This window comes from Sphingobium fuliginis, from assembly GCF_004152845.1.
In the GTDB taxonomy this organism is placed as follows: Bacteria; Pseudomonadota; Alphaproteobacteria; order Sphingomonadales; family Sphingomonadaceae; genus Sphingobium; species Sphingobium fuliginis.
In genome coordinates, this window is sequence record NZ_SEON01000002.1 from 62313 (window position 1) to 89026 (window position 26714).

A 26714-nucleotide genomic window follows, 5' to 3' on the forward strand; every position below is an offset into this window, starting at 1 on the left:
CAAAATAATCGGACGGCCGGAAAATTTCAAGCGACCGCCACATTCACCCGACGGGGCGCCGCGCCCTCAGCGCCTGGGCCAATGTCCCCTCGTCCAGATAGTCCAGTTCCCCGCCCACCGGCACGCCATGCGCCAGTTGCGTCAGGCGCACGGGAAAACGCTCCAGCCGTTCGGCCAGATAATGGGCGGTGGTCTGTCCCTCCAGCGTCGCGTTCATCGCCAACACCACCTCGTCTATGCCGCCGGCCTCCACCCGCGCGACCAGCGCATCGATGGACAGGTCCTCCGGACGCACGCCTTCCAGCGCAGACAGCCGACCGCCCAGCACATGGAATCGCCCCGGGAACAGTCGCGACTTATCGAGCGCCCACAGGTCCGCAACATCCTCCACGACGCAAAGCGCCCGCGCATCCCGGCGCGGATCGGCGCAGATGCCGCAGGGATCGACGGTATCGACATTGCCGCACAGGCTGCATGTCACCAGCCGTTCGTTCACCGCATCCAGGGCGCGCAGCAGCGGCTCCAGCGCGGATTCCCGCTTCTTGAGCAGGTGCAGCACGGCACGCCGCGCCGAACGCGGGCCAAGGCCGGGCAGGCGGGACAGCGCCTGCGTCAGCGCTTCGATCTCGGGAGAAGCCATGGAACCGGAATAAGGGCTTGCAAGTCGTGGGCACAAGGGGTTTGAGAGGCGTCTTCGGAAATACGCCCCCCAGCGCATTTCAGAGGCGGCGCCGGCCGGCGCCGAAACCCAACAAAAGGCCCGCCATGCGCATCGTTTATATGGGAACCCCGGATTTCGCCGTGCCGGCCCTGGCGGCATTGGCAAAGGCCGGGCATGACATCGTCGCCGCCTACAGCCAGCCGCCCCGCCCGGCCGGACGCGGCAAGGCGCTCCGTCCGTCCCCCGTCCATGCGAGGGCGCTGGAAATGGGCATAGAGGCGCGCACGCCGGTTTCGCTGAAGGATGCCGGGGTGCAGGCCGCCTTCGCCGCGCTGAACGCCGATGTGGCGGTGGTCGCCGCCTATGGCCTGATCCTGCCGCGCCCGATCCTGGAGGCGCCGCGCATGGGCTGCATGAACATCCACGCCTCCCTCCTGCCTCGCTGGCGCGGCGCTGCGCCGATTCAGCGCGCCATCCTCGCTGGCGACAATGTCACGGGGGTCACCATCATGGACATGGAGGCAGGGCTGGACACCGGCCCGATGCGCGCCAAGCATGTGACGCCCATAGAGGACAAGACCGCCGGCGCGCTGACGCAGGAACTGGCCGAAGCCGGCGCGGAACTGATGGTGGAGGTGCTGGACGACCTCTCCCTCCACCCGCCTGTCGCCCAGCCGGAGGAAGGCGTCACCTACGCCTCCAAGATCGAAAAGGCGGAATCGCGGATCGATTTCAGCCGCGACGCGCATCAGGTCGAACGGCAGGTGCGCGCCTTCAACCCCATGCCGGGCGCCTTCTTCGAATATCGCGGCGAACGGTTCCGCATCCTCGCCGCCCATGTCGAGGAGAATGACGGCCCGGCGGGCGAGTTGCTCGACAACAGCCTGCTGATCGGCTGCGGCCATGGCAGCATCCGCCCGACGCTGATCCAGCGCGCGGGCAAGGGCGCGATGTCGGCGGGCGAATTGCTGCGCGGCTATGACATGCCCGCCGGCAGCCGGATCGACGCCTGACCCCATGACCCGTTTCGCCTTCACCGTCGAATTCGATGGCCGCCCCTTCATGGGCTGGCAGCGGCAGGCCCATGGGCCGAGCGTGCAGCAGGCGATGGAGGACGCCATCTTCGCCGTCACGGGCGAACAGGTCGCGGTCCATGCGGCGGGGCGGACCGATGCGGGCGTCCACGGCCTTGGCATGCGCGCCCATGCCGACATTGCGAAGGACATCGCGTCCTTCCGCCTGATGGAGGCGCTGAACGCGCTTCTCCGGCCGGCGCCGGTCGCGATCCTTGCCTGCGAGGCCGTGGCGGACGACTGGCATGCGCGCTTCTCCTGCACCGGCCGCTCCTATGTCTATCGCATCGCCAACCGCCGCGCGCCGCTGACCTGGGAAAATGGGCTGGTCTGGCGGGTGATCCAGCCGCTGGATGCGGGCGCGATGCAGCAGGCCGCGCAACTGCTGGTCGGTCGGCACGACTTCACGACCTTCCGCTCGGTCCACTGCCAGGCGGAAAGTCCGGTGAAGACGCTGGACCGGCTGGATGTGGAGCGTGCGGGCGACCGCCTCGCCATCCATGCGGAGGCGCGGTCCTTCCTGCACCATCAGGTGCGGTCGATGGTGGGATGCCTTGCCATGGTGGGCATGGGGCGCTGGTCGATAGGCGATCTGGAGGCGGCGCGGGACGCGAAGGACCGGGCGGCCCTGGGATTGAACGCGCCGCCCGACGGACTCTATTTCGTGCGGGCGCGTTACCCGGGCGAGTAATCATGCTCCTGCGCAGGCGGGAACACCATGTCCTAGAGGCTTGCCCGGAACGGCGTGAAATTCGTGCCCTCGTCGAAGACGTCCAGCCCCTCCGCGCGCTTGAGGCGATTGACCACCACATAGGTCACGGGCGTCAGCACCGCTTCCCACGTCACCTTCATCAGCCAGTTGGTGACCATCACCGTCGCCACCTGCGCGTTGGTCCAGTCTCCATAAAAGGCGAGCGGATAGAAAAGCAGGCTGTCCACCCCCTGCCCGACGACCGTCGATCCGATGGTCCGCATCCACAAATGCCTGCCCTGCGTCAGCAGCTTCATCTTGGCGAGGACGAAGCTGTTGGCGAACTCCCCCGCCCAGAAGGCGGTGACGGAGGCGAAGACGATGCGCCACGTGCTGCCGAACACGGCCTCATAGGCCTTCTGGTCCGGCCATCCCTCCGCCGGAGGCAGCTTCACCACCACCCAGCTCATCAGCGCCATGAACAGCATCGCGCCAAAGCCCGCCCAGACGCATCGCCGCGCCCGCGCATAGCCATAGACTTCCGTCAGCACGTCGCCCAGCACATAGCCCAAAGGAAAGAAGAGGATGCCCGCGCCAAAGGTGAAGCCGCCCAGCGTCGACAGCTTCGCCGCGCCGATCAGGTTGGACAGCAGCAGGATCGCGACGAAACCGGCCATGCAGAAATCGAAATAGCGCAATGGGCGCGCACCCAGCGCATAGGCGTCGATTTTCCTTACCCCCGCATCGCTCATGCGCCCCTGCATATCGGGCCGGCGCGCAAATGCAATGCCGCCCATGATTGCAAGCCGGTCAAAGCCCCGCTATCGAACGCGCCGACGGCCCCGTAGCTCAGCTGGATAGAGCATTCGCCTTCTAAGCGAATGGTCACAGGTTCGAATCCTGTCGGGGTCGCCATTTTTCGCCAGTTCAGCGCTTTTCGGGGCGGCCGGCCCGTTCCCGGATCGGCCGCATCGCTTCATGGACCATGCCGCTCAGCAGCAGGCTGCCCTGCCGCGACAGATGGTCGTCGTCGGAATAAAGCGGCACGCCATGCATCATCGTCGCGCAATGGCCGGTGCCGCAGAGAAGGCGGTGCGGATAGACGACGCCGGCCGCGAAGCGCCGCCGCATCTCGTCGAAGGCGCCGAACACGTCGCGCTGCCGCCGCAGATAATCCGCCAGCGGCAGGTCCAGTTGCGCCGGTTCGCTGTAGAGTTCCGCCCGCGCAAGGCTTTCCGGCACGTTGCGGCGGAATTCCGGAATGGGCGCGACCAATATGACCCGCTTGCCCATGCCGGTCAGTGTCCGCACCGTTTCCTTCAGCCCGGCGCGAAACAGCAAGGCGTCGCGCTTGAGGCTCCGGTCGTCATTCCCGTCCCGGCCGAGATAGCAGGGCGTGCCGCCTTCGGGGCGGCGTCCATTGGCGCACAGACCCCAGCGGGACACCAGGAAGACCGTGTGGATCGTCGGACTGTCGCGCAGCATCGCCAGCACCTGCGCGTTGAAGGCGCTGCAATCATGGCTGGCGGGCTGGTCCAGCCGATCCAGCCCCAGCAGGGTGGGGCAGGCGGGGTAGGATGCGATCCGTCCGGAAAGGCCCAGCGCATCGCCTGCCTGATCGAATGCGGGTTTCAGCGCATGGGCGTGGGAATCGCCCCAGAGCAGGAAACTGGGTGCCGTGCCGTTATGCGCGCCCACCGCGCACAGCGCCCGGTGCCGCACCGCCGCCATGCCCGAACAGCGCTCCGGCAGATAGGCCATGCTCCGGCTCGCCGCATCGAGCGCGGCGACGGAGGGCGCCACTCGCGCAGGCAGGCCGCCGGACAGGTAGAGCATCGCGCCCGCTCCGCACCCTGTCGCCATCATCGCGCCGGCGAGCGCGAAGGCGCGGCCTGCCGTGAAGCGACGGGCCCGGCGGAACGGCTCCTCAATGAAGCGCCAGGAGAAAGCGGCGAGGAGGAGCGAGAGCAGGATGATGAGCAACTGCTCCCGCAACCGCCAGTCGCCGTCCGTGCGATAGGTCCAGAAGACGACAAGCGGCCAGTGCCACAGATAGAGCGAATAGGAGATGCGGCCGACCGCCACGGGCACCGCGCCGCCCAGCAGATGGCTGACCGCCGACCCGCTCTGCCCCGCATGCAGGATCAGTAGCGCCCCCAGCACCGGGTAAAGCGCGTTCAGCCCCGGAAAGGCCGTCGCGCTGGAAAAGCCGAACAGCGCCCAGCCGATCGACGCCACCCCCGCCAGCGCGCAGAGCTGCGCCGCCCAACGGTTCCGCAGCGGCGGCAACATATCCGTTGCCAGCAACGCGCCCGCCAGCAACTCCCAGGCGCGGGGAAAGGGAAGGTAGAAGGCCAGCACCGGCGCACGGTCGACCAGCAGCAGCGCCGTGGCGAAGGACAGAAGCGCCACCACCCCCAGCAGGAGCCGCGTCCGCCCGCCCGCCCGAAAGGCACACAGCATCAGCAGCGGGAAGAGGATGTAGAATTGCTCCTCCACCGCCAGCGACCATGTGTGCAGCAGCGGCGCTTCTTCCGCGGCGCTGCCGAAATAGCCGCTATGCCGCGCGAAATGGAGGTTGCTGGCGAACAGCACCGTCGCCACGGCGCTCAGGCCAAGCGCGCGATAGTCCAGCGGCAGCAGGATCTGGCTGCCGGCGATGATGGTGACGGCGATGGTCGCGAACAGGGCGGGGAATATCCGGCGGATGCGCCGCACATAGAAATCGGTGAGGCTGAACCGGCCTTCCGCTAGCTCCCGCGCAATGATCGAGGCGATCAGATAGCCGGAGATGACGAAGAAGATGTCGACGCCAACGAAACCTCCGGAAAAGGGCCAGAGGCGGACATGATAGAACAGCACCGGCAGCACCGCCAATGCGCGCAGCCCATCGATGTCGCGCCGATAGGCAACGGACGGGCTGGCCTCCAGCGCGGTCGGCGCGGGCAAGGCCGGACAGGATGCGCTGGCGGCGATGCTTTCCCTCCTCTTTTCCGGGATCTGGCAGGCGCTGATGGTGATAGAGCCTGTCTCGACCGGCGCATCGGCGCATCGGGACAGCCGCCGGGGTCAAAGGTGTTAGGGGGCTGGCTGGAAGGCGCAAGGAAGGGACGCGCAAGGGAGGCGCGCCTAGTCCGATCGGTCAGTCGCCGCCGCCACGCCCCTCCGCCGAACGCAACAGCAGGTCGTCAGTCACCGTCATGGTGAAGATGGGATCGGCGTCCGGCGGCACCTCCGCTATGGCGTCGACGAAGGCGGCGCGCGTCTCGGGATCGTCATAGACCATCTTCTGATCGAAAGCCGCGCGCCAGCTCGCCTCGTCCGGCCATTCGGCATAGCCGACGAAGCGCCCGTCGGCATCACGATGCAGGCGTGAACCGTAGCTGCCATATTTTTCGCGGATCAGGTCGGTTCCCCGACGCCAGGCCTTGCGGAACTGATCCTCCTTGCCGGGGTGAACGCGCCACCAATAGACCGCGACGAACATCGTGCCTCTCCTTTGCGCAGGAGAATGACGCTCCCCGGCGAAGGTTGCGACAAAAAAGGCGCGCAGGACCGGCCTGCGCGCCCTTCCTCAAACCCCCAACTCGGATCAGAGGACCGACTGGCCGGTCTTTTCCCAGTCCGCCAGGAAGCCGGCAATGCCCTTCTCGGTCAGCACATGGTTGAACAGCGCCTTGATGACGGACGGCGGCGCGGTCATCACGTCGGCGCCGATCTTCGCGCTTTCCAGCACATGGATCGGGTGACGCACGCTTGCGACCAGGATTTCCGTGGCGAAGGAATAATTGTCGTAGATCAGGCGGATGTCCTCGATCAGCTTCATGCCGTCGAAGCCATTGTCGTCATGTCGCCCGACGAAGGGCGAGATGAAGGTCGCGCCCGCCTTGGCCGCCAGCAGCGCCTGATTGGCCGAGAAGCAAAGGGTGACGTTCACCATCACGCCATCCCCGGTCAGCGCCTTGCAGGTCTTGAGGCCATCGATGGTCAGCGGCACCTTGATGCAGACATTGCCGGCGATCTTCCGCAAGACCGCGGCTTCCTTCATCATCGTCTCATGGTCGAGCGCGACGACCTCCGCCGACACGGGGCCTTCCACGATGCCGCAGATTTCCTCCACCACTTCCAGGAACTTGCGGCCCGACTTGTGGATCAGCGAGGGGTTGGTGGTGACGCCGTCCAGCAGGCCGGTGGCGGCGAGTTCGCGGATTTCATTGGTGTCGGCGGTGTCGACGAAGAACTTCATGGATCTGCTCCGGCAGAGGAAGGGACGAATCGCGTTTCCTTTAGCGGCTCCATGACGGATTAGCCATTATTGCCGGAGGCTGCCCCTTTACCTTCCGCCCGGCGCAACATTATGACGGCGGCACCTTTCCAAAGGACCGATCCATGCCCCGCCGCCAGCGTCCCCGCCACATATCGGACGCGCTGATCTCCGTCGGCCTCCTGGCCGCCTCGCCCGCCTTCGCCGCCAGCCAGGAAAATCAACTGTGGACGACCGAATCGCTGGTCGTGCAGGCAAGCGATGCGGACCTCGTCTCGCTCGACCTCAGCCAGCGTTTCCGCCAGGCATCCTCCAATGGCGGGCAGCAGACGGTGCGCGTCCTGATCGACCATCGCGTCGCCAGGGCGGTGCAGATCGGCGGCGGCCTCGCCTTTTTCCGCTCCGAACCGGAACAGGAAATGCGGCTGTTCCAGCAGGTGACGCTGACGAAAGGCATCTGGATGAGCCGCACCCGCATCGAACAGCGCTTTTTCGATACCGCCGACAGGGCAAGCTGGCGGCTGCGGCAGCGGGCGCAGGCCTCGGTGCCTCTCGACGCGGCGAAGCGATGGACGCTGATCGCGGCGGCCGAGCTGATGTTCCACCTGAACCGCGCCCGCCCCGGCGACAGGCCGGGCCTTGCCGTGATGCGCAACCAGATCGGGCTGCGCCATCCGATCGCCAGGGCGCTGGACGCGCAATTGCTCTATATGCGGCAGCAGACGTTCCGCGACGGCCGCCCGGATGCGGTGGCGCACATCCCCTGGCTGACATTGAGCTGGAAAATCTGACGCGCTCCAGGGCTTGCCTCAACCGCCCCTGCCATTAGGGAGAGGGCAATGAGTTCGCGCGCCCGTGTCATCCTGCTGAACGCCGCCCTGGGGCCGCTGGACTATCGCGTGCCGCATGGGATGAACGTCAAGCCCGGCAGCATCGTCGTCGCGCCGCTGGGTCCGCGCCAGATCGTCGGCGTGGTGTGGGACGAGGACAGCTTTCCCGAAATCGAGACGGTGGGCGACAACCGTCTGCGCAACGTCGTCGGGCCGGTCGACGCGCCCCCGGTGCCCGAAACGCTGCGCCGCCTGATCGAGTGGACGGCGGACTATTATCTCGCCCCCATCGCCGCCGTGCTGCGCATGACGCTGGCGTCCATGGCGGCGCTGGAGGGCGCGCGCACCGTCATCGAATATCGCGCCACGGGCGACCTTCCTGACCGCATGACCGAACAGCGCACCCAGGCGATGGAGCGCATCGGCGAACGGCAGGGGCTGATCCGCGAGCTGGCGATGATCGGCGGAGTCAGCGACGCGGTGATCCGCGGCCTCATCAAGGCGGGCGCCTTCGAAGCGGTGGAGGTCAGCGTCGACACCCCCTTCCCCATGCCGAATCCCGATCATGCCCCGCCGCTGCTGTCCGATGGGCAAGGCGCGGCCGCCGACCAGTTCATCGAAGCGGTCAGGGAACGGGCCTTCGCCCCCTTCCTGCTCGACGGCGTGACCGGATCGGGCAAGACGGAAGTCTATTTCGAAGCTATCGCCGCCGCTATCCGCGAGGGACGGCAGGTGCTGGTGCTGCTCCCCGAGATCGCGCTGACCGAGCCCTTTCTTGAGCGTTTCGAAAAGCGCTTCGGCACGGTCCCCGTCAACTGGCACAGCGGCCTGCGCCAGAGCGAGCGGCGGCGCGCCTGGCGGGCGATCGCGGCGGGCGAGGCGTCGGTGGTGGTCGGCGCCCGCTCCGCCCTGTTCCTGCCCTATCCCAATCTGGGCCTGATCGTGGTGGACGAAGCGCATGAGGCGAGCTTCAAGCAGGAGGATGGCGTCCACTATCATGCCCGCGATGTGGCGGTGATGCGCGGCCTAATCGAGAAATTCCCTGTCATCCTCGCCTCCGCCACCCCCGCCATAGAGACGCGGCATCAGGTCGAGCTTGGCCGCTACAGGGAAATCAAGCTGCCTTCCCGCTTCGGCGGCGCGGCCATGCCGGACATAGAGGGCATCAACCTGCTCACCGACCCGCCGGAGCGTGGCCGCTGGATCGCGCCGCCGCTGGTGCGCGCCATCGACGAGACGATGGAAAAGGGCGAGCAGAGCCTGCTCTTCCTCAACCGGCGGGGCTATGCGCCGCTGACGCTCTGCCGCCATTGCGGCTATCGCTTCCAATGCCCCAATTGCACCGCCTGGATGGTCGAGCACCGGCTGACCCACCGCCTGGCCTGCCATCATTGCGGCCATGTCATCCCCGCGCCGCGCTTCTGCCCGGAATGCAAGGAGGAGGATAGCCTTGTCGCCTGCGGTCCCGGCGTCGAGCGCATCGCGGACGAGGTGAAGGCGCTCTGGCCCAATGCGCGCACCGCCATCGTCACCTCCGACACGCTCTGGTCGCCCGCCAAGGTCGCGGAATTCGTGAAGTCGGTGGAGGCGGGCGCGGTCGACATCATCATCGGCACGCAGCTCGTCACCAAGGGCTATCACTTCCCCAACCTGACGCTGGTGGGCGTGATCGATGCCGATCTGGGCCTCGAAGGCGGCGACCTGCGCGCGTCGGAACGCACCTTCCAGCAGATCGTCCAGGTCGCCGGACGCGCCGGGCGCGGGCAGAAACCGGGCCGCGTCTTCATCCAGACCCGCATGCCGGAGGCAGAGGTCATCAAGGCCCTGATCGCAGGCGATGCAGAGCGCTTCTACGAGGTGGAGACGGAGAATCGCCGCCACGCCAACGCCCCGCCCTTCGGCCGCTTCGCCGCGATCATCGTGTCCAGCGAGGATGCAGACGAAGCCGCCGAGGTCGCGCGGCTGATCGGCAAGTCCGCGCCCTCGATCGAGGGGATGCGCGTCTACGGCCCCGCCCCGGCCCCGCTTTCCGTGCTGCGCGGGCGGCACCGCCACCGCCTGCTGATCCACGCGACGCGGCAGGTCGACGTGCAGGACGCAATCCGGGACTGGCTGGGCAACCTCAGCTGGAAATCAGGCACAAGGGTGGCGGTCGACGTCGACCCGTACAGCTTCATGTGATGGCCCGAGCACCGATGGAAAGCCCCTGCGTCAACATCTGCAAGCTGGACAAGGACGGGCGCATCTGCACCGGTTGCGGGCGCACGACGGACGAAATCCGACGCTGGGCAGGCATGAGCAAGGCCCAGCGCCGCGCGATCATGGAGCGGTTGAAGGGCTTTTCTTCCTAGCGGCCTCGGCATCGAAGCGCTTCTTGAGCGCCAGCGCGGCGTCCCGCGTGCCGGAGGGGTGCGGCGAATAGGCCAGCGGGTCGAGCAGTTGGGATGCCTTGGCATATTCCCCCCGGAATGCGAGGGCCTGCACATAGTTCATCCGATATTCCGGGCTTTGCGGCAGCAGCAGAAAGGCCTTGGCCAGGCCGTCATAGCCGATGTCCGGCATCAGCCCGCCCTTCATCGCATGATAGCGGTAGAACAGCGCCAGCGGCACCGGGTCTTCCGTATCCGCGCGATTCGCCTTGACGATGGCCTTCAGCGCAGCCTTCCAATCCTCCTCCTTGTCATCGTCCTGCGCCCGCTCCAGCAATGCCCGCGCCTGCGCGCTATAGGCCCGCGACAGTCCAGGATCGAGCGCGATCGCCCGGTCGGCGTCGGCCAGCGCCGCCGCCTTCTCCTCCGCCTCCCACTCCGCCTCCGCCAGCAGCGCCAGCGCATAGGCGCTGGACGGGAATTTGGCGGCGGTGGCGCGGATCGCACGGACGATGTCGGGCAAATCTTCGGTGCGGGGATGGTTCATCAGCCGCAATTCATCCTCGATCAGCGCGCCCTGCGCCGGATCGACCGGGCCGATCGCGATGGCTCCCACCGTCACTGCGCTGGGATCGAGCCGCGATGCCGACAAGGGACGGCGCATATAGGCCTTCAGGTCCTTTTCCAGCCCCTCGACGCCCCCGGCAAAATAGCCATCCAGCTTCATATCCGGCACGCCGGCCGCCAGATCCTTCAGATAATGGCTGATTTCCGCCCGCCGGTCAGCCTTATACTGGAAATAATGGGTGAGCAGCCAGGCCGTGCCATAATAGCGATCCCCGTCCCGCAGCCCCAGCCCGTCCGTATCGCGGGCGAACAGGTCCTTCAGCGGATAGGGCGAATCCTGCACCAGCGTGGGCGCCCGCGCCATCGGGATGCGGCCGAACTGGATCGACCCGTCCTTGGGGAATTTCACGGCGGAGAAAAATTCCGCGAAGCCCTCCACATACCAGGCCGGATAAGCCGCCGGGAAATGATGCAGCATGAAATGATGGGTATATTCGTGGAACAATATGTCCTCGGCACCCACATCATAATCGCTCGTCTTCGCGCCCCGCGCCAGGACGGCATAAGCGAAGCGATCCGACGTCGTGTAGAAACCGCCGATATTGGGATTGCGCGCCAGCGCCTTCACCTTGGCGTCGTTGGACAGAAGATAGACATGGACCGGGCTACCCGCCTCCGGATCGTCGACGCCGGTCACGCGGCGCAACAGGCCGTCGAATTTTTCCAGCTTCTCGGCAAATTCATGCAGCCTGGCTTCGCTGCCGTCGCTCATGATGGTGAAATGCCGGCTGTTAGCCTGCAACCACGCCGCCTGCGCCGTACCCGGCATGAGCGCCAACGCACCCGCCAGGAGCAGCAGCCCCTTCAACACCCGAATCGTCACGCCACCCCCTGCAACGGCGTTGAACCCCGGCTGCACTCATGGCCGACAGCCTGCTGAAAGAAAAGCGAAAAGCGTGGTTTCAGCCCCGGCTTTCGCGCTCCAGCAGGGCCTGCTTGCGCCGCGTGCCATAGGCGTATCCGCCCAGGCTCCCATCGCTCCGCAACACTCGATGGCAAGGGATCAGCACGGCCAGATTGTTGTCGCCGCAAGCCGTCCCGGCGGCCCGCACGGCGCCTGGCCTGCCGATGGCCGCCGCAATTTCGCCATAGGTGCGCGTCTCACCCGGCGGGATCGCGCACAAGGCCGCCCATATCGCCTGCTGAAACGCCGTCCCGCACACATCCATCGGCAAATCCGGCGGCGCCGACGGATCGTCGATCAACCGCACGACCTGCGCCGCCAGGGCCGAAAGCCCCTCGTCGGCGGGCAGGATCTCCGCCTTGGGGAAGCGCCGGCGCAAATCCGCCTCATCCTCGTCGAAGCTGATCCGGCAAAGCCCCCGCTCGGTCCCCGCGACCAGCGCCGGCCCCAGGCCGGTCTGCACCACCGCATGGCGAATCGCCACGCCCCGCCCGCCATCCTTCCAGGCGCTGGGCGTCATGCCCAGATGCCGTTCCGCATCGGCATAGGCGCGACTGGGCGCATTATAGCCCGCCTCATAGATCGCGCCGGTGACGCTGCTCCCCTCCTCCAGCGCGCTTTTCAGCCGTTCGGTGCGCAGCGATCGGGCGTAGGCGGCCGGCGTCATCCCCGTTTCGCGCTTGAACAGCCGGTGGAAATGATGCGGCGCATAGCCCGCATGCGCCGCCACCTCCTCCAGCGAGGGCGGGGTCTCGGCGGCAGCGATGAAGGCGATGGCCGCCTCCACCGCCAGCCGGTCGCGCCCGACCTCGTCGGGGCGGCAGCGCAGGCAGGCGCGGAAACCCGCCGCCCGCGCTGCCTCCGGGTCGGCAAGGAAGATCATATTCTCCCGCCGGGGATGCCGCGCCGCGCAGCTCGGCTTGCAATAGATGCCGGTGGTCAGCACAGCGCCCACGAACCGCCCGTCGAAGCTCCGGTCGCGCCCCAGAAAGGCGTCCCAGCAGGCATCTGCGTCCGGCATGGCGTGGATCGGGGCTTCGGGCTGTCTCATCTCGGTCATGAATAAGGGATAGCCGCGCCCGACGCATCAGCCTTCCCGCCGCTTGCGCTCAAAAAGCGGCTCCACGCTTTTTTGCGCATTGCCTCAATCCCACCATCGCATATGAATGCCGCCAACCATGGTCGCACTATTCCGTCGCCTCGCCCCTGTTCTGGCCGCGCTCCTGGCTCTTGCCGGGCCCTCCGGCGCGCATGCCGAACAGCAGGACATCGCAGCCGCCGCCCGCGGCGTTGTCCGCGTCGTGCTGGTCGCGACCAACGGCTCCGACGCCTATTTCGTGGGCCATGGCAGCGGCTTCGCGGTCGCGCCGGACAAGATCATCACCAACGCCCATGTGGTCGAACTGACGCGGGAGGAGAAGGACCTTGTCATCGGCGTCATCCCTTCGGAGGGGACAAAGACCTATGGCGGCCGGATCATCGCCTTCTCGCCCGGCAACGACCTGGCGCTGATCCAGTTGGAGGAAGGCAGCCTGCCGGTCAGCACCTTCTACGCCGGCGCGGTGAGCGACGGGCAGCATGTCACCGCCATCGGCTATCCCGGCACGGTGGACCGCGCGCAGGGCCTTGGCCTCAAGCAGTTGGTGGAACCGCTCGGCACGGTGAAGACCAGCGGCACTGTGTCCTCAGGCAGGGCCAGCCAGAATTTCGATACGGTGCTGCACACCGCGCCGCTGGCCGCAGGCAATAGCGGCGGCCCGCTGGTCGACGATTGCGGCCGGGTGCTGGGGGTCAACAGTTTCGGATCGGTCTCCGACGGCAATGATGCGGAGTTCGGCTTCGCCGTGTCCTGGCGGGAAGTCGCCTCCTTCCTGCGGCAGGCCGGCATATCGTCGCTGCACACCGTCGTTCCCTGCCGCTCGATGGCGGAGGCGGACGCCGCCGAAGCCGCCCTCGCCCAGCGGGAGGAAGCGCGGAGCGAGCAATCCGAACGCGCCCGCGCGGACGCTCGCGAAGCCGCGCTGGACAAGGCCCGCGACACGGCCGAACGCGACGTCATTTCCGCCCGGGAAAATGCGATGGCGGGCGCCGCAGTGCTGCTGGCGCTGGCGGTGCTCGGCCTCGGCGCAGGCGGCCTGTTCTACAGCCAGGGCCGGGAACGGCGCGCCACCTGGTGGCTGGCGGGCGGCGGCGTCCTGCTGTTCGCGGCGATCGGACTGTTCTTCCTGAAGCCCAGCTTCTCCAGTATCGAAGAACGCATCGAACTGCCGCAGGACGCGAACGTCATGGGCAACAACGCCTATGCCTGGGCCGGCGACAATGTCTGCCGGGTGGACGTGAATCGCAGCCGGCTCACCATATCCCAACCCAATGACATCGGATTCCACTGGGCGGAGGGAGGCTGCGTCGACGGCGACACCCAATATGTCTCCTCCGGCACCGGCTGGCAGCGCGCGGCCGTCCCCGACGACCATAATTTCGTGACCGTCAGCCGCTTCGATCCGGCAACGGGCACGCTTCGGGTCCAGCGCTGGCTGCCCGACATCGACACCATGGCAAAGGCCCGCGCCCTTGGCGGCGGCGCGATCAAGGGCTGTGGGAGCGATTCTGCCCTGCTGGGGAAAATCGCCACGCTGCAGAACGATCTCGCCGCCCTGCTTCCGGCCCAACCCAATGAACGGATCGTCTACCATTGCCAAAAGGGTCGGCTCACCCCCGAGGGGAAATAAAAGCGGGGCGGCGCCCAACGATTCGTCCCATATAAAAACTCAGTCAAATCGCGATGATTTCATACTGACGGTCGAATCGTGTTCCATGGCTTGCATAGTCACAATCCCACTGCTAACCGGCCCCCCAACAGGGGACCGGGACGGACAGAACCGCGCCCCCTTTTTGCATGACCGGCAATTCAAAATGCCAGAATCAAGTGGAGGACGGTAAGCGCGTGGAGACGACCGGCGGTATTCAGGCCAGCCTCAGCGGCCGCTATGCGGTGGCGCTGTTCGATCTGGCCCGCGACGGCAAGACGCTCGACACCGTCGCGGCGAGCTTGGCTGCGCTCAAGGCGGCACTGGCCGAATCGGCCGATTTCAAGGGCCTGGTGAACAGCCCGGTCCTCAGCCGCGACGCAGCGGGTAAGACGATCGCCGCCGTCGCATCCTCCATGAGCCTCGACCCGCTGACGACGAATTTCCTGGGCGTGCTGGCCCAGAACCGCCGCCTTTCCCAGCTGCCCGCGATCATCCGCGCCTATGAGACGCTGCTGTCGAATCACAAGGGCGAGGTTCGCGCTGAAGTGACGAGCGCCCATCCGCTCGACGCCGGGCAGGTCAGCGCCCTGCAACAGGGCCTGCGCGCCCGCGTCGGCCGCGACGTCGCGCTCGATGCCAAGGTCGATCCCGCGATCCTGGGCGGGCTGGTCGTCAAGATCGGCAGCCAGATGATCGATTCCTCCATCCGCACCCGTTTGAATAGTCTCGCCCACGCGATGAAAGGCTGAAAGGCTGAACATGGATATCAACGCCGCAGAAATTTCGAAGGTCATCAAGGACCAGATAGCCAATTTCGGCACCGAAGCGCAGGTGAGCGAAGTCGGTTCCGTGCTGACCGTGGGTGACGGCATCGCCCGCGTCCATGGCCTCGACAACGTCCAGGCGGGCGAAATGGTCGAGTTCGCCAATGGCGTGCAGGGCATGGCGCTCAACCTGGAAGCCGACAATGTCGGCGTCGTGATCTTTGGCTCGGATGCCGAGATCAAGGAAGGCGACACCGTCAAGCGCACCGGCACCATCGTGGACGTGCCCGTCGGCAAGGGCCTGCTGGGCCGCGTGGTCGACGGCCTCGGCAACCCGATCGACGGCAAGGGCCCGATCCAGTACACCGAACGCAAGCGCGTGGAAGTCAAGGCGCCGGGCATCATTCCCCGCAAGTCGGTGCACGAACCCGTGCAGACCGGCCTCAAGGCGATCGACGCCCTCGTCCCCGTCGGCCGCGGCCAGCGCGAGCTGATCATCGGCGACCGCCAGACCGGCAAGACCGCCGTCGCGATCGACACCTTCATCAACCAGAAGGGCATCAACGCGGGCGACGACGAGTCGAAGAAGCTCTACTGCATCTACGTCGCCGTCGGCCAGAAGCGCTCGACCGTCGCGCAGATCGTCAAGCAGCTCGAAGAAAATGGCGCGATGGAATATTCGATCGTCGTCGCCGCGACCGCTTCGGAACCCGCTCCGCTCCAGTATCTGGCGCCCTACACCGGCGTCACCATGGGCGAATTCTTCCGCGACAACGGCATGCATGCCGTGATCGTCTATGACGACCTTTCCAAGCAGGCCGTCGCCTATCGCCAGATGTCGCTGCTGCTGCGCCGTCCTCCGGGCCGCGAAGCCTATCCGGGCGACGTCTTCTACCTGCACAGCCGCCTGCTGGAGCGCGCGGCCAAGATGAACGACGCCAACGGCGCCGGCTCGCTGACGGCGCTGCCGATCATCGAAACGCAGGCAGGCGACGTGTCGGCCTATATTCCGACCAACGTGATCTCGATCACCGACGGCCAGATCTTCCTCGAAACCAACCTTTTCTATCAGGGCATCCGTCCGGCCATCAACGTCGGCCTGTCGGTGTCGCGCGTCGGTTCCGCCGCGCAGACCAAGGCGATGAAGAAGGTTTCCGGCTCGATCAAGCTGGAGCTGGCCCAGTATCGCGAAATGGCGGCCTTCGCCCAGTTCGGTTCGGACCTCGACGCTTCGACCCAGAAGCTGCTGAACCGTGGTGCGCGCCTGACCGAACTGCTCAAGCAGGCCCAGTTCTCGCCCCTGCCCTTCGAAGAGCAGACGGCGTCGATCTTCGCGGGCACCAACGGCTATCTGGACAGCATCCCGGTCAAGGACGTGACGCGCTATGAAGAGCTGATGCTCGCCTATCTGCGCCACGACCATCCCGAGGTGCTGGCCGCCATCCGCGACAGCAAGGATCTGGGCGACGAGCCCAAGGCGAAGCTGAAGGCCGCGCTGGACTCGTTCGGCAAGACCTTCGCGTAACCCACCACCCCGTCATTCCCGCGAAAGCGGGAACCCATCTCCCGACCGAGCGCCCAGACGCAACGCAAGGGAGATGGCCCCCCACGGGGATGACGGAAAAAAGGAAGAACGAAGCTGCGATAATGCTCACCGCCCATTCCCTCCTTGCCTGGACCGTGATGTCGATCGGTCTGGTGCTGCTGCCGGGACCGGACACCATGCTGGTGGCTGGTCACGCGGCGCGGCGCGGGCTGAGGGCGGGAATGGCGGCGATCGGCGGCATCCAGCTTGGCGGGCTGTTCTACATGGCGCTCTGCGGCTTCGGCTTCCTCAGCGTGTTGAACGCCGTGCCGGGCCTGTTCATGGCGGTGAAGATCGCGGGCGCGATCTATCTCGCATGGCTCGGCCTTTCGATGCTGCGCGGCGCGGTGAAGCCGTCGCCCGCATCGGAAGCGCCCAGGCTGCGGATCGGCGGATCGCCCTTCGCGCAGGGGTTCATCAGCACCGTGCTGAACCCGAAGGTCGCGATCTTCTTCCTGGCCGCGCTGCCGCAGTTCGTCGGCACCGGTCCGGACGCACCATGGCAGGGCATGCTGCTGATCGCGATCGTCTATGGACTGGGTTTCTTCTGGTGCGCCCTTCTCGCGATCCTCGCCACCAAGGCGGGGCGCAAGGTCGGGCAGAGCAGCGCGATGCGCTGGTTCGAAGGCGCCATGGGCGTCGGTTTCTTTGGTCTCGCGGGCCGTCTGGCCCTTGCTCGGAATGTTTGAACTATGGCTAGCCTCAAGGAACTGAAGCTGCGCATCGGGTCGGTCAAGTCGACCCAGAAGATCACCAAGGCCAAGCAGATGGTCGCCGCCGCGAAGCTGCGCAAGGCGCAGGCCGCCGCCGAAGCCGCCCGCCCCTATTCCAGCCGCCTGGAAGCGGTCGTCGCCAGCCTCGCCTCGAAGATCGCAGGGGGTTCGGGCGAAGGCGCCTCCCCGCTGCTGGCAGGAACCGGCAAGGACGATGTCCATCTGCTGGTCGTCGCCAATTCGGACCGTGGCCTTGCCGGCGCGTTCAACGCCAACATCGTCAAGGCCGCCCGCGCCAAGGCGGACGAACTGATCCAGCAAGGCAAGACCGTCCGCTTCTACCTGATCGGCCGCAAGGGCCGTCCGGTCATCAACCGCACCTTCCCCGGCATGATCGTCGCCCAGTTCGACACCACCGGCGTCAAGGAACCGGGCTATGCGCAGGCTGAGGAGATCGCCCGCGAACTGACCAACATGTATCTGAACGGCAAGTTCGACGTCGCGCATCTTTTTTTCTCGCGCTTCAAGTCGGCGCTCGCCCAGATCCCGACCGAGCAGCAGATCATTCCGGTGAAGATCCCGGCCGACGCCGACCGCAACGCCATCGGCGCGACGGTGGAATATGAGCCGAGCGAGGAAGCGATCCTCGACGACCTGCTGCCGCGCAACGTCACGGTGCAGATCTTCAAGGCGCTGCTGGAAAACAACGCGTCCGAACAGGGCGCGTCGATGACCGCCATGGACAATGCGACCCGCAACGCCGGCGACCTCATCAACAAGCTGACCATTCAGTATAACCGCAGCCGTCAGGCCGCGATCACCACCGAACTCGTCGAAATCATCTCGGGCGCCGAAGCCCTTTAAGTGCAGGCAAGGACAGTAGTCATGGCAACCACCAACAATGTAGGCCGCATCAGCCAGGTCATCGGCGCCGTCGTCGACGTTACCTTCCCCGATGCACTTCCGGCCATTCTCTCGGCGCTGGAAACCAGCAACAACGGCCAGCGCCTCGTGCTGGAAGTCGCCCAGCATCTGGGCGAGAACACCGTCCGCACCATCGCGATGGACTCGACCGACGGCCTGACCCGCGGTCAGGAAGTGACCGACACCGGCGCGCAGATCAGCGTTCCCGTCGGCCCGGCCACGCTCGGCCGCATCCTGAACGTCGTCGGTGAGCCGATCGACGAGCGCGGCCCGGTCGGCACCACCCTCTCCGCCCCGATCCATGCCAAGGCGCCGGAATTCGTCGACCAGTCGACCGACGCCTCGATCCTGGTCACCGGCATCAAGGTCATCGACCTTCTCGCTCCCTATGCGAAGGGCGGCAAGATCGGTCTGTTCGGCGGCGCGGGCGTCGGCAAGACCGTGCTCATCCAGGAACTGATCAACAATATCGCGAAGGGCCATGGCGGCACCTCCGTGTTCGCGGGCGTCGGTGAGCGTACCCGCGAGGGCAACGACCTCTATCACGAATTCCTCGACGCCGGCGTCATCGCCAAGGACGCCGACGGCAACGCGATCAGCGAAGGTTCGAAGGTGGCGCTGGTCTACGGCCAGATGAACGAACCGCCGGGCGCCCGCGCGCGCGTCGCCCTGTCGGGCCTCACCATCGCGGAATATTTCCGCGACCAGGAAGGTCAGGACGTGCTGTTCTTCGTCGACAACATCTTCCGCTTCACCCAGGCGGGCGCGGAAGTGTCGGCTCTGCTCGGCCGCATTCCTTCGGCCGTGGGCTATCAGCCGACCCTCGCCACCGACATGGGCGCCCTTCAGGAGCGCATCACCTCGACCAACAAGGGCTCGATCACCTCGGTGCAGGCCGTGTACGTCCCCGCGGACGACTTGACCGACCCGGCGCCGGCCACCAGCTTCGCGCACCTCGACGCCACCACCGTTCTCAACCGCGCCATTTCGGAACTGGGCATCTATCCGGCGGTGGACCCGCTGGACTCGACCAGCCGCGTTCTGGAACCCCGCGTCGTCGGTCAGGAACATTATGAAACCGCCCGCGCGGTTCAGGCGATCCTCCAGAAGTACAAGTCGCTTCAGGACATCATCGCGATCCTGGGCATGGACGAGCTGTCGGAAGAGGACAAGCTGACCGTCGCCCGCGCCCGCAAGATCCAGAAGTTCCTGTCGCAGCCCTTCCACGTCGCGGAGGTCTTCACCGGCATTTCGGGCAAGTTCGTCCAGATCGAGGATACGGTGAAGTCGTTCAAGGCCGTGGTCGAAGGCGAATATGACCATCTGCCCGAAAACGCCTTCTACATGGTCGGCGGCATCGACGAAGCCATCGAAAAGGCGAAGAAGCTGGCTGCGGAAGCGGCGTAAGGCAAATGACGGGAGGCGTCGTCCTTGCACTAGCCTTGCTGCAATCGGCAACACCGGCCAAGACGACGGCCTCCCAGTTGACCAGCGCGCTGGAAACAGCATTTCGAGCCTGCGCGCAACAGCTTACCGAGCGGGATCATTTGACCGCGAAGAACGAAAAGCTGTTGAAGAACGTCGGTATCACCTTGGCCATTCCTCCGGCCGATGTGGAGACCATGGCGAGCCGCTTATTTGGCAAGGAAGGCATCTACGCTTCCGTCGCCGTGCCCGAAGGCAAGATGTGGCTGGCTACTTCCGCTTCGGTGCCGGCTTGTAAGGTGACGCTGGCCGACACCATGCTCTCGCTGACGGCAAGATATGATTGGACGACCAAATTACGGTCGATCGAAGGCTGGACGATCGACAAAAGCCGATCCGGAATGCAAGGCAATTTCATGCGGGATCTGCTGGTACTCAATGCGGAACGTCCCGGCGGGCATATGATCGTCATTCTTGACGGTCCCAATATCGTTTACAATGAAGGCAAGGGCATTCAGATGATCATGACCGTCGCCCTTGATGCAGCAAAGGCTCAGTAAGACAATGGCACTGCATTTCGAACTCGTGACCCCGGAAAAGCTCGTCCGCTCGGAAGAGGTCTATCAGGTGGTCGTCCCCGGCACCGATGGCGACTTCGGCGTGCTGGAGGGCCATGCGCCCTTCATGTCGACCGTCCGTGACGGCACGATCCAGATCTTCGCCAACGCCGGCGCCGCCCCGGAAATCATCCCGGTTCGCGGCGGCTTTGCCGAGGTGAACGAAAAGGGCCTCACCGTCCTTGCGGAGCATGCCGGCTGACAAGCCAAACTGACCGCTGCTAAAAGCCAAAGGGCCCCGTTCCAAGTCGGAACGGGGCTCTTTGGCTTTCCAGACTGGCCGAACATGGCTCTCATCAGGATCATCAACGACCGAAATGCCCTATCGTTGAAGACTGGATGTCAGCCACCACGCCAACAGTTCGCCTCTTGTGGGCAAGCATCGTCCTCCCGCCAGCCGAACGCAGACGCCATTCGAATGTCCAAGCAGGCCTCGCCCCGCTGCGGCGCCCGGCCACCGACGCATTAGCCATTTATCAAAGTTTCCACGCTATTCACCTTTAACAACCATGGCTGATGCACATCATTTCGGCGGAGAATTATGAGCGCGTTTGGACGGAAAAATGGACCTGCGGGCATCAAGCCGGGTTTCGGCCTTGCCCGACCGATGCAGGGAGGCGCGCCCAAGGAAGAGATCAAGGGCGGCGAGCAGTTCCCGCCCCTGGACATGACGGCCCTGCCCCCGGAAGCCCCGCTCGATCCGCTCTCCGCGCCCACAAGCCAGATGCAGCGCAATGCCGACGCGATGCAGCGCCTGTCGGATCGCGCCAATGCCGAACATGCCGCCGATACCGGACCGCAAGGGTTCGAAGCCTCGGTCCACAAGATCAAGGAGCAGGTGCTCCCCCGCCTGCTGGAGCGCGTCGATCCCGAAGCCGCCGCCACGCTGACCAAGGATGAGCTGGCCGAGGAATTCCGCCCGATCATCATGGAGGTGCTGGCGGAACTGAAGCTGACCCTCAACCGCCGCGAGCAGTTCGCGCTGGAAAAGGTGCTGGTGGACGAACTGCTCGGCCTGGGCCCGCTGGAGGAATTGCTGGCCGATCCGGACGTCAGCGACATCATGGTCAACGGCCCGGAGCAGACCTATATCGAAAAGAAGGGCAAGCTACAGATCGCGCCCATCAAGTTCCGCGACGAAGAGCATCTGTTCCAGATCGCCCAGCGCATCGTCAACAAAGTCGGCCGCCGCGTCGACCAGACCACGCCGCTGGCCGACGCCCGCCTGCCCGACGGCAGCCGCGTCAACGTGATCGTGCCGCCGCTATCCCTGCGCGGCACCGCCATCTCCATCCGTAAATTCTCCGCCAAGCCGATCACGCTCGACATGCTCGCCCAATGGGGCGCGATGAGCCAGAAGATGTGCACCGCGCTGAAGATCGCGGGCGCCTGCCGCTTCAACATCGTGATTTCGGGGGGTACGGGTTCGGGCAAGACGACCATGCTCAATGCCCTCTCCAAGATGATCGACCCGGGCGAGCGCGTGCTGACCATCGAGGATGCGGCCGAACTTCGCCTGCAACAGCCGCACTGGCTGCCGCTGGAAACCCGCCCGCCGAACCTGGAGGGCCAAGGCGCGATCACCATCGGCGACCTCGTCAAGAACGCCCTGCGCATGCGCCCCGACCGCATCATCCTGGGCGAAATCCGCGGCGCGGAGTGCTTCGACCTGCTCGCCGCGATGAACACGGGCCATGACGGGTCCATGTGCACGCTCCACTCCAACTCCCCACGCGAATGCCTCGGCCGTATGGAGAACATGATCCTGATGGGTGACATCAAGATCCCCAAGGAAGCGATTTCCAAGCAGATTGCCGACTCCGTCGACCTGATCGTGCAGGTGAAGCGACTGCGCGACGGTTCGCGCCGCGTCACCAACGTCACCGAGGTGATCGGCATGGAAGGCGACGTCATCGTCACCCAGGAACTGTTCAAGTTCGAATATCATGACGAGGACGACAGCGGGAAGATCATCGGGGAATATCGTTCCATGGGCCTGCGTCCCTACACGTTGGACAAGGCGCGGCAGTTCGGCTTCGACCAGCCTTTCCTGGAAGCCTGCCTGTAACGACCTGCCCATAAGCGCATATTGCAACAATTGCTGCCGGCGGACATATTTCCCGCCGGCCCGCTTGCGCGGAGCCCGCATCACCGGCACATCGGACATTCCCCAGAAAGAGAGGAATGCCGATGAACCGTCTAGCCCGCGCCGCCCTGCTGCTGACCGGCCTGTCCCTGCCGCTGCTTCCCCTCGCCGCGCAGCATGCGCACCATCATCAGGCGGCCGATCCGATCGCGGCCGCGGTCGCCGCCCCCAGCCGCACCCCGGCCAACGCCGCTCGCGACACCTACCGCCATCCGGCCCAAACCCTTGCCTTCTTCGGGGTGAAGCCGGACCAGACAGTGGTCGAATATGCACCCAGCGGCGGCTGGTACACGGAAATCCTGGCGCCGCTGCTGCGCGAAAAGGGCACCTTCTACGCGCTCCAGCCGACCGGCCGCTCTCTGGACGGCTACAAGGCGTTCCTCGCGGCAAAGCCGGACGTCTATGACAAGGTGAAGGTCGTCCCCTTCCCCGACCAGACCGGCCTCATTCCGGCGGGCAGCGTCGACACGCTGCTGACCTTCCGCAACGTGCACAATATGGTGATGGGCGGGACCGAGACGGCCACGTTCAAGACCTTTTACGACCTGCTGAAGCCGGGCGGGACGCTGGGCATCGTCGACCATCGCCTGCCCGAAGGGCGCGATACGGCGCTGGAGAAGACCAGCGGCTACCTCAAGGTATCGACCATCCGCCGCCTCGCTGAAGCGGCCGGCTTCGAATATGCCGGATCGTCGGAGGTCAACGCCAATCCCAAGGACACGGCCGACTGGGAAAAGGGCGTCTGGACGCTCCCGCCGACCCTGCGCAATGGAGAGGTCGACAAGGCGAAATATCTCGCCATCGGGGAAAGCGACCGGATGACGCTCCGTTTTCGCAAACCGGTGAAGTGAAACGGCGCAGACAAAATAGGGGGCATCCCTGTCCTGAGCCCGTCGAAGGACGGAAACCGGTTCTGCTTGAAAGGATGCGACACGGAAAGCTGAAGCGCGGCCTGCGTCCGATTTAACGCCGCACGCTCCTTAACGCGCCGAGCGGCTGATTGGGGTGGAATCAGGACATTCCCCCTCCCGCAGGCGGGAGGGGGCTAGGGGGTGGGCTGGCGCGACATCAGCGTGAATTTTCAACGGCTAAGCTGGAAGCTCGCTGCGCTCGCACCCACCCCTAACCCCTCCCGTTTACGGGAGGGGAATGTCCTGAATTGGCCAATTTCCCGCATTCCGGACTCGTCCATCCCTCCTTGGGCGGTTGCGTCCTCCCGCAGCGGGGCTAAGGCGTTCGCATGCCGCCCCCACCCCCATCCAATCGCCCGCATCGTCCGTTCACCGCCATCGGCCTGCGCTTGCTCGCGGTGATCTGCCTTTCGATCATGTTCGTGACGGTCAGACTGGCCGACGCGCGCGGCGTCCATGTGGTGGAATCGCTGTTCTACCGCCAGGCCCTGGCGCTGCCGGTGGTATTCGCCTGGATCGCCATGACAAGCGGCATGGGATCGATCCGCACGCGACGCATCGGCGTCCATGCCACCCGCATGATCATCGGCCTGACGGGCATGGTGCTCAACTTCCTGTCCTATATCCTGCTGCTGCCGGCGGAAGCGGTGACCATCGGCTTCACCATGCCGATCTTCGGCACGATCCTGTCCGCCCTCATCCTGCGCGAGACGACCGGCATCCACCGGTGGAGCGCGGTGCTCATCGGCTTTCTCGGCGTGATCGTGATGGTCCGGCCGGATGCCGGGCACTTCCCCGCCATCGGCGTTGCGGTCGCGCTCGCCGCGGCTTTCGTCACCGCCTGCGTCAGCCTGGTCCTGCGCGAACTGGGCCGCACGGAAAGCGCCGGGGTGATCGTCTTCTGGTTCACCCTCCTCTCCCTGCCGCCGCTGGGCGTGGCGATGCTGTTCCACGGGCAGGCCCATGACGCCATGACATGGGGCCTGCTGCTGCTGATCGGCGTGACCGGCGGCATCGCGCAGATCTGCATGACCGCGGCACTGCGCTGGGCCCCCGTTTCCGTGGTGCTGCCGATGGACTACAGTTCCATCGTCTGGACGACGCTGCTCGGCTGGGCGATCTGGGGCAACTGGCCGATCGCGACGACGTGGATCGGTGCGGCGCTGATCGTGGGGAGCGGCCTGTACATCGCCTGGCGCGAACATGTCCACGCCAGGCGCACGCCTTCAGCCTAGCAGTTCCGCGTCCAGGCTGATCTCCGCATTCAAGAGCTTGGACACGGGGCAATTGGCCTTCGCCTTCGCGGCCAGTTCCTGGAACCGCGCATCGTCTGCGCCGGGGATGGTCGCCTTCAGGCTCAGCTTGCTCGCCGTGATGGCAAAGCCGCCTTCCTGCTGTTCCAGCGTCACGACGGCATTGGTCTCCATCTTCTCGGCCGTCAGCCCCGCTTCGCCCAATATCAGCGACAGCGCCATGGTGAAGCAGGAGGCGTGGGCCGCCGCGACCAACTCCTCGGGATTGGTGCCCGGCACCCCTTCGAAGCGCATCGCAAAGCCATAGGGATGCGCATCCAGCGCGCCGCTCTGGGTCGAGATCGCGCCCTTGCCGTCCTTCAGGCCGCCACTCCATACCGCCGATCCGCTGCGATTGATCTTCATGACCGTCCTCCTGTTCGCATATCATCTCGTCTGCCCCGGGGAACCCGCCCGGTCCCCCTTGGTTCAGTCAGCATAACGCGATTTCTTCGCAGGAGAGTGACGATGTCTGACGTGGCGAGGGAAAATCATGGCGACCTGATCGCATCCGACCGGATCGAAGGCACTACCGTCTACAACCGCCAGGGGGAGCGGCTGGGCCACATCTCCAACTTCATGGTCGACAAGCGCAGCGGGCAGGTCCGCTATGCCGTGCTGTCCTTCGGCGGCTTCCTGGGCATCGGCAACGATCATTATCCGCTGCCCTGGTCGATGCTGAGCTACGACACGGACAAGGGCGGCTATGTGGTGGACTTGGCCAGGGACATATTAGACCAGGCGCCCCGCCATCTGCCGGAAGAACGACCCGATTATGACGACGCTTACGGCCGCAGCGTCTTTCACTATTATGGGCTGATCTACCCCTGGTAAGGGGCGTTCCGGCGGTTTCGGGCGGCGCAAAGGTGGTAGTCCCCGACCCTTTCCATTATATGAACCTCAGATGAATCGGGTTGCCCAAATTCCGACACATTTTGCCGCTTGACCATTGTCTACCGGATAAATAGAATTATCTCTCCCTCGACAATAGGACGAGGATTTGACCATGGAGCGATTCGGACATTCGGGAGACGCGCGCCAGCCGGTCGTGCTGACCATACCGGGTCTCAACAATAGCGGGCCGGGTCATTGGCAGACGCTGTGGGAAAAGACGCGCGGTGATTGCGAGCGGGTCGACCTGGGAAGCTGGGCCAGCCCCAGCCGCAATAGCTGGGTCACGCGGCTGGACGCTGCGATCCGGGCGGCGGAGGGGCCGATCATCCTGGCCGCGCACAGCCTGGGTTGCCTTGCGGTCGCCTGGTGGGGCGCCTTGCAGAGCCAGGCCTATGGCTGGCCCGTGACCGGCGCGCTGCTGGTGGCGCCGCCCGACTGCGACCGGATGGAAACGCCCGAGACGATCGGCGGCTTCGGCCCCACGCCCCGCGCGCAACTGCCCTTTCCCTCGATCGTCGTGGCGAGCCGCAACGATCCCTATATCTTCTTCGAACGCGCCCACAGCATCGGCAAGAATTGGGGCAGCAGCTTTGTCGATGCGGGCTTTTGCGGCCATATCAATGCGGATTCGGGCCTGGGCGAATGGCGCTTCGGCCAGGCTTTGCTCGAAAAACTGATCGACAATGCGCATGAGCAGGCTTCTGCAATGCGCCAGTTACGGCCCGCCATCCCGCTGGCGCATCAGGAGCGGCGATTGGCGGCGCTGCGGGTCAACGGCTAGTCTATAGTTTTTGTTATCGCATCGTTTTTACGGAAAAACCGGACCCATTTTCCGAACGATGCTTTTGGGGCGCGACAAGAGAAACTTGAGCGCCCCTTATATTTGCTTTTTTGTCTATCAATACAGTTGAGATAAAGAGCGGCTAAGAGGTGTTTATGAGTGAAAACCGATCGATTGAATTCGCCCGCAACGGCCGCAGTGACGGGCAGCGCCACGACATTGCGGTCAGCATCGAAAAGGTGCGCAGCGTGCTGGAGGCGCTTCGTTTCGGATCTGTCACGCTGACCGTGCATGACGCACGCGTCGTGCAGATCGACGTGACGGAAAAGACGCGCCTCACCGCCTGAAACAAGAGCGGGGGGAGCAAGAAGATTCAGGGTTGCTGAACAAGGCCCGCAAAGGGCCGGATAACAGGTGGCAAGGGGTGGGCCACATTTTCCATTCCCAGACCAACGGCTTTGAGCGGATCACCGCAGGGGCCGCGATCAACATT

At 65.3% G+C, this 26714-nt stretch carries 27 protein-coding genes and 1 tRNA gene; 20 read left to right on the forward strand and 8 right to left on the reverse strand.

Features of this window, described 5'->3' with window-relative positions; all coding sequences use genetic code 11:
• Positions 1 to 43 precede the first annotated feature (43 nt).
• The gene (gene recR, locus EWH10_RS05270) at positions 44 to 640 is read right to left on the reverse strand and encodes a recombination mediator RecR (protein WP_044661769.1); all 597 of its coding nucleotides are present in this window, start codon (positions 638 to 640) and stop codon (positions 44 to 46) included.
• Between the two features lie 125 nt (positions 641 to 765).
• Between recR and fmt the strand changes: the two genes are divergently transcribed.
• Together fmt and truA are read left to right on the forward strand one after the other, a co-directional pair.
• A complete protein-coding gene (gene fmt / locus EWH10_RS05275; protein ID WP_044661768.1) occupies positions 766 to 1674 on the forward strand; it encodes a methionyl-tRNA formyltransferase in 909 nt (302 codons plus the stop codon).
• Between the two features lie 4 nt (positions 1675 to 1678).
• On the forward strand, positions 1679 to 2425 hold the full coding sequence (gene truA, locus EWH10_RS05280) for a tRNA pseudouridine(38-40) synthase TruA (RefSeq protein ID WP_044661767.1): 747 nt from the start codon (positions 1679 to 1681) through the stop codon (positions 2423 to 2425).
• Positions 2426 to 2457: 32 nt separating this feature from the next.
• Here the strand turns inward: truA and EWH10_RS05285 are convergent, their stop codons facing one another.
• A complete protein-coding gene (locus EWH10_RS05285; RefSeq protein ID WP_025550419.1) occupies positions 2458 to 3177 on the reverse strand; it encodes a queuosine precursor transporter in 720 nt (239 codons plus the stop codon).
• Positions 3178 to 3263: 86 nt separating this feature from the next.
• Here EWH10_RS05285 and EWH10_RS05290 point away from each other — a divergent pair.
• A tRNA-Arg gene (locus EWH10_RS05290) sits at positions 3264 to 3340 on the forward strand.
• 12 nt (positions 3341 to 3352) lie between these two features.
• Here EWH10_RS05290 and EWH10_RS05295 read toward each other — a convergent pair.
• The 3 genes from EWH10_RS05295 to fsa all read right to left on the reverse strand — a co-directional run bounded on the left by EWH10_RS05295 (position 3353) and on the right by fsa (position 6671).
• Positions 3353 to 5374, reverse strand: coding sequence for an acyltransferase family protein (locus EWH10_RS05295; protein ID WP_229742451.1), 2022 nt, complete (start codon positions 5372 to 5374; stop codon positions 3353 to 3355).
• 193 nt (positions 5375 to 5567) lie between these two features.
• Positions 5568 to 5912: an antibiotic biosynthesis monooxygenase family protein gene (locus EWH10_RS05300; RefSeq protein ID WP_025550459.1), complete on the reverse strand. Its 345-nt coding sequence runs from the start codon at positions 5910 to 5912 to the stop codon at positions 5568 to 5570.
• 105 nt (positions 5913 to 6017) lie between these two features.
• Positions 6018 to 6671, reverse strand: coding sequence for a fructose-6-phosphate aldolase (gene fsa, locus EWH10_RS05305; RefSeq protein ID WP_025550461.1), 654 nt, complete (start codon positions 6669 to 6671; stop codon positions 6018 to 6020).
• A 143-nt stretch (positions 6672 to 6814) separates the two neighbouring features.
• Here fsa and EWH10_RS05310 point away from each other — a divergent pair, with 143 nt between their 5' ends.
• From EWH10_RS05310 to EWH10_RS05320, 3 genes are read left to right on the forward strand one after another with little or no spacing between them, the layout of a single operon-like run.
• Complete coding sequence (locus EWH10_RS05310) at positions 6815 to 7480, forward strand: DUF2490 domain-containing protein (protein ID WP_044661766.1); 666 nt, start codon at positions 6815 to 6817, stop codon at positions 7478 to 7480.
• Positions 7481 to 7528: 48 nt separating this feature from the next.
• Positions 7529 to 9700 carry a primosomal protein N' gene (locus tag EWH10_RS05315; RefSeq protein ID WP_065846501.1) on the forward strand — a complete coding sequence of 724 codons (2172 nt, stop codon included), beginning with the start codon at positions 7529 to 7531 and terminating at the stop codon, positions 9698 to 9700.
• A 14-nt stretch (positions 9701 to 9714) separates the two neighbouring features.
• Positions 9715 to 9870 carry a DUF1289 domain-containing protein gene (locus EWH10_RS05320; RefSeq protein ID WP_229742504.1) on the forward strand — a complete coding sequence of 52 codons (156 nt, stop codon included), beginning with the start codon at positions 9715 to 9717 and terminating at the stop codon, positions 9868 to 9870.
• Here the strand turns inward: EWH10_RS05320 and EWH10_RS05325 are convergent.
• On the reverse strand, positions 9839 to 11284 hold the full coding sequence (locus tag EWH10_RS05325; RefSeq protein ID WP_229742506.1) for a tetratricopeptide repeat protein: 1446 nt from the start codon (positions 11282 to 11284) through the stop codon (positions 9839 to 9841). The genes EWH10_RS05320 and EWH10_RS05325 overlap by 32 nt on opposite strands.
• A 133-nt stretch (positions 11285 to 11417) precedes the next feature.
• Positions 11418 to 12479: a bifunctional DNA-binding transcriptional regulator/O6-methylguanine-DNA methyltransferase Ada gene (gene ada / locus EWH10_RS05330; RefSeq protein WP_065846499.1), complete on the reverse strand. Its 1062-nt coding sequence runs from the start codon at positions 12477 to 12479 to the stop codon at positions 11418 to 11420.
• Positions 12480 to 12597: 118 nt separating this feature from the next.
• Between ada and EWH10_RS05335 the strand changes: the two genes are divergently transcribed.
• The 11 genes from EWH10_RS05335 (at position 12598) to EWH10_RS05385 (ending at position 24489) form a co-directional block, all read left to right on the forward strand.
• Entirely contained in the window at positions 12598 to 14148 is a 1551-nt protein-coding gene (locus EWH10_RS05335) for a S1C family serine protease (protein ID WP_025551224.1), read from the forward strand.
• A 215-nt stretch (positions 14149 to 14363) separates the two neighbouring features.
• Entirely contained in the window at positions 14364 to 14918 is a 555-nt protein-coding gene (locus EWH10_RS05340) for a F0F1 ATP synthase subunit delta (protein WP_044663066.1), read from the forward strand.
• Positions 14919 to 14928: 10 nt separating this feature from the next.
• A complete protein-coding gene (atpA, locus tag EWH10_RS05345) occupies positions 14929 to 16458 on the forward strand; it encodes a F0F1 ATP synthase subunit alpha (RefSeq protein ID WP_044661763.1) in 1530 nt (509 codons plus the stop codon).
• A gap of 122 nt (positions 16459 to 16580) precedes the next feature.
• Positions 16581 to 17207, forward strand: coding sequence for a LysE family translocator (locus EWH10_RS05350; protein ID WP_025551227.1), 627 nt, complete (start codon positions 16581 to 16583; stop codon positions 17205 to 17207).
• A 3-nt stretch (positions 17208 to 17210) separates the two neighbouring features.
• Positions 17211 to 18095: a F0F1 ATP synthase subunit gamma gene (locus tag EWH10_RS05355; RefSeq protein ID WP_044661762.1), complete on the forward strand. Its 885-nt coding sequence runs from the start codon at positions 17211 to 17213 to the stop codon at positions 18093 to 18095.
• A gap of 21 nt (positions 18096 to 18116) precedes the next feature.
• Positions 18117 to 19562, forward strand: a complete 1446-nt coding sequence (gene atpD / locus EWH10_RS05360) for a F0F1 ATP synthase subunit beta (RefSeq protein ID WP_025551231.1) — start codon at positions 18117 to 18119, stop codon at positions 19560 to 19562.
• A 5-nt stretch (positions 19563 to 19567) separates the two neighbouring features.
• Complete coding sequence (locus EWH10_RS05365) at positions 19568 to 20140, forward strand: hypothetical protein (protein WP_139111457.1); 573 nt, start codon at positions 19568 to 19570, stop codon at positions 20138 to 20140.
• Positions 20141 to 20144: 4 nt separating this feature from the next.
• Positions 20145 to 20399, forward strand: coding sequence for an ATP synthase F1 subunit epsilon (locus EWH10_RS05370; protein WP_044661760.1), 255 nt, complete (start codon positions 20145 to 20147; stop codon positions 20397 to 20399).
• A 339-nt stretch (positions 20400 to 20738) separates the two neighbouring features.
• Positions 20739 to 22265, forward strand: a complete 1527-nt coding sequence (locus tag EWH10_RS05375) for a TadA family conjugal transfer-associated ATPase (RefSeq protein WP_044661759.1) — start codon at positions 20739 to 20741, stop codon at positions 22263 to 22265.
• Positions 22266 to 22387: 122 nt separating this feature from the next.
• Complete coding sequence (locus EWH10_RS05380; protein ID WP_044663065.1) at positions 22388 to 23194, forward strand: class I SAM-dependent methyltransferase; 807 nt, start codon at positions 22388 to 22390, stop codon at positions 23192 to 23194.
• A 389-nt stretch (positions 23195 to 23583) separates the two neighbouring features.
• Complete coding sequence (locus tag EWH10_RS05385; RefSeq protein WP_044661758.1) at positions 23584 to 24489, forward strand: DMT family transporter; 906 nt, start codon at positions 23584 to 23586, stop codon at positions 24487 to 24489.
• On the opposite strand, the gene EWH10_RS05390 is transcribed toward EWH10_RS05385, so the two are convergent.
• A complete protein-coding gene (locus tag EWH10_RS05390; RefSeq protein ID WP_044661757.1) occupies positions 24481 to 24912 on the reverse strand; it encodes an OsmC family protein in 432 nt (143 codons plus the stop codon). The two genes, EWH10_RS05385 and EWH10_RS05390, sit on opposite strands and share 9 nt — an antisense overlap.
• A 102-nt stretch (positions 24913 to 25014) precedes the next feature.
• Between EWH10_RS05390 and EWH10_RS05395 the strand changes: the two genes are divergently transcribed.
• From EWH10_RS05395 to EWH10_RS05405, 3 genes are all read left to right on the forward strand, one after another.
• On the forward strand, positions 25015 to 25380 hold the full coding sequence (locus tag EWH10_RS05395; protein ID WP_044661756.1) for a PRC-barrel domain-containing protein: 366 nt from the start codon (positions 25015 to 25017) through the stop codon (positions 25378 to 25380).
• Positions 25381 to 25552: 172 nt separating this feature from the next.
• Positions 25553 to 26221 carry an RBBP9/YdeN family alpha/beta hydrolase gene (locus EWH10_RS05400; protein ID WP_025549911.1) on the forward strand — a complete coding sequence of 223 codons (669 nt, stop codon included), beginning with the start codon at positions 25553 to 25555 and terminating at the stop codon, positions 26219 to 26221.
• A gap of 155 nt (positions 26222 to 26376) precedes the next feature.
• On the forward strand, positions 26377 to 26568 hold the full coding sequence (locus tag EWH10_RS05405) for a YezD family protein (protein ID WP_025549910.1): 192 nt from the start codon (positions 26377 to 26379) through the stop codon (positions 26566 to 26568).
• Positions 26569 to 26714 lie beyond the last annotated feature (146 nt).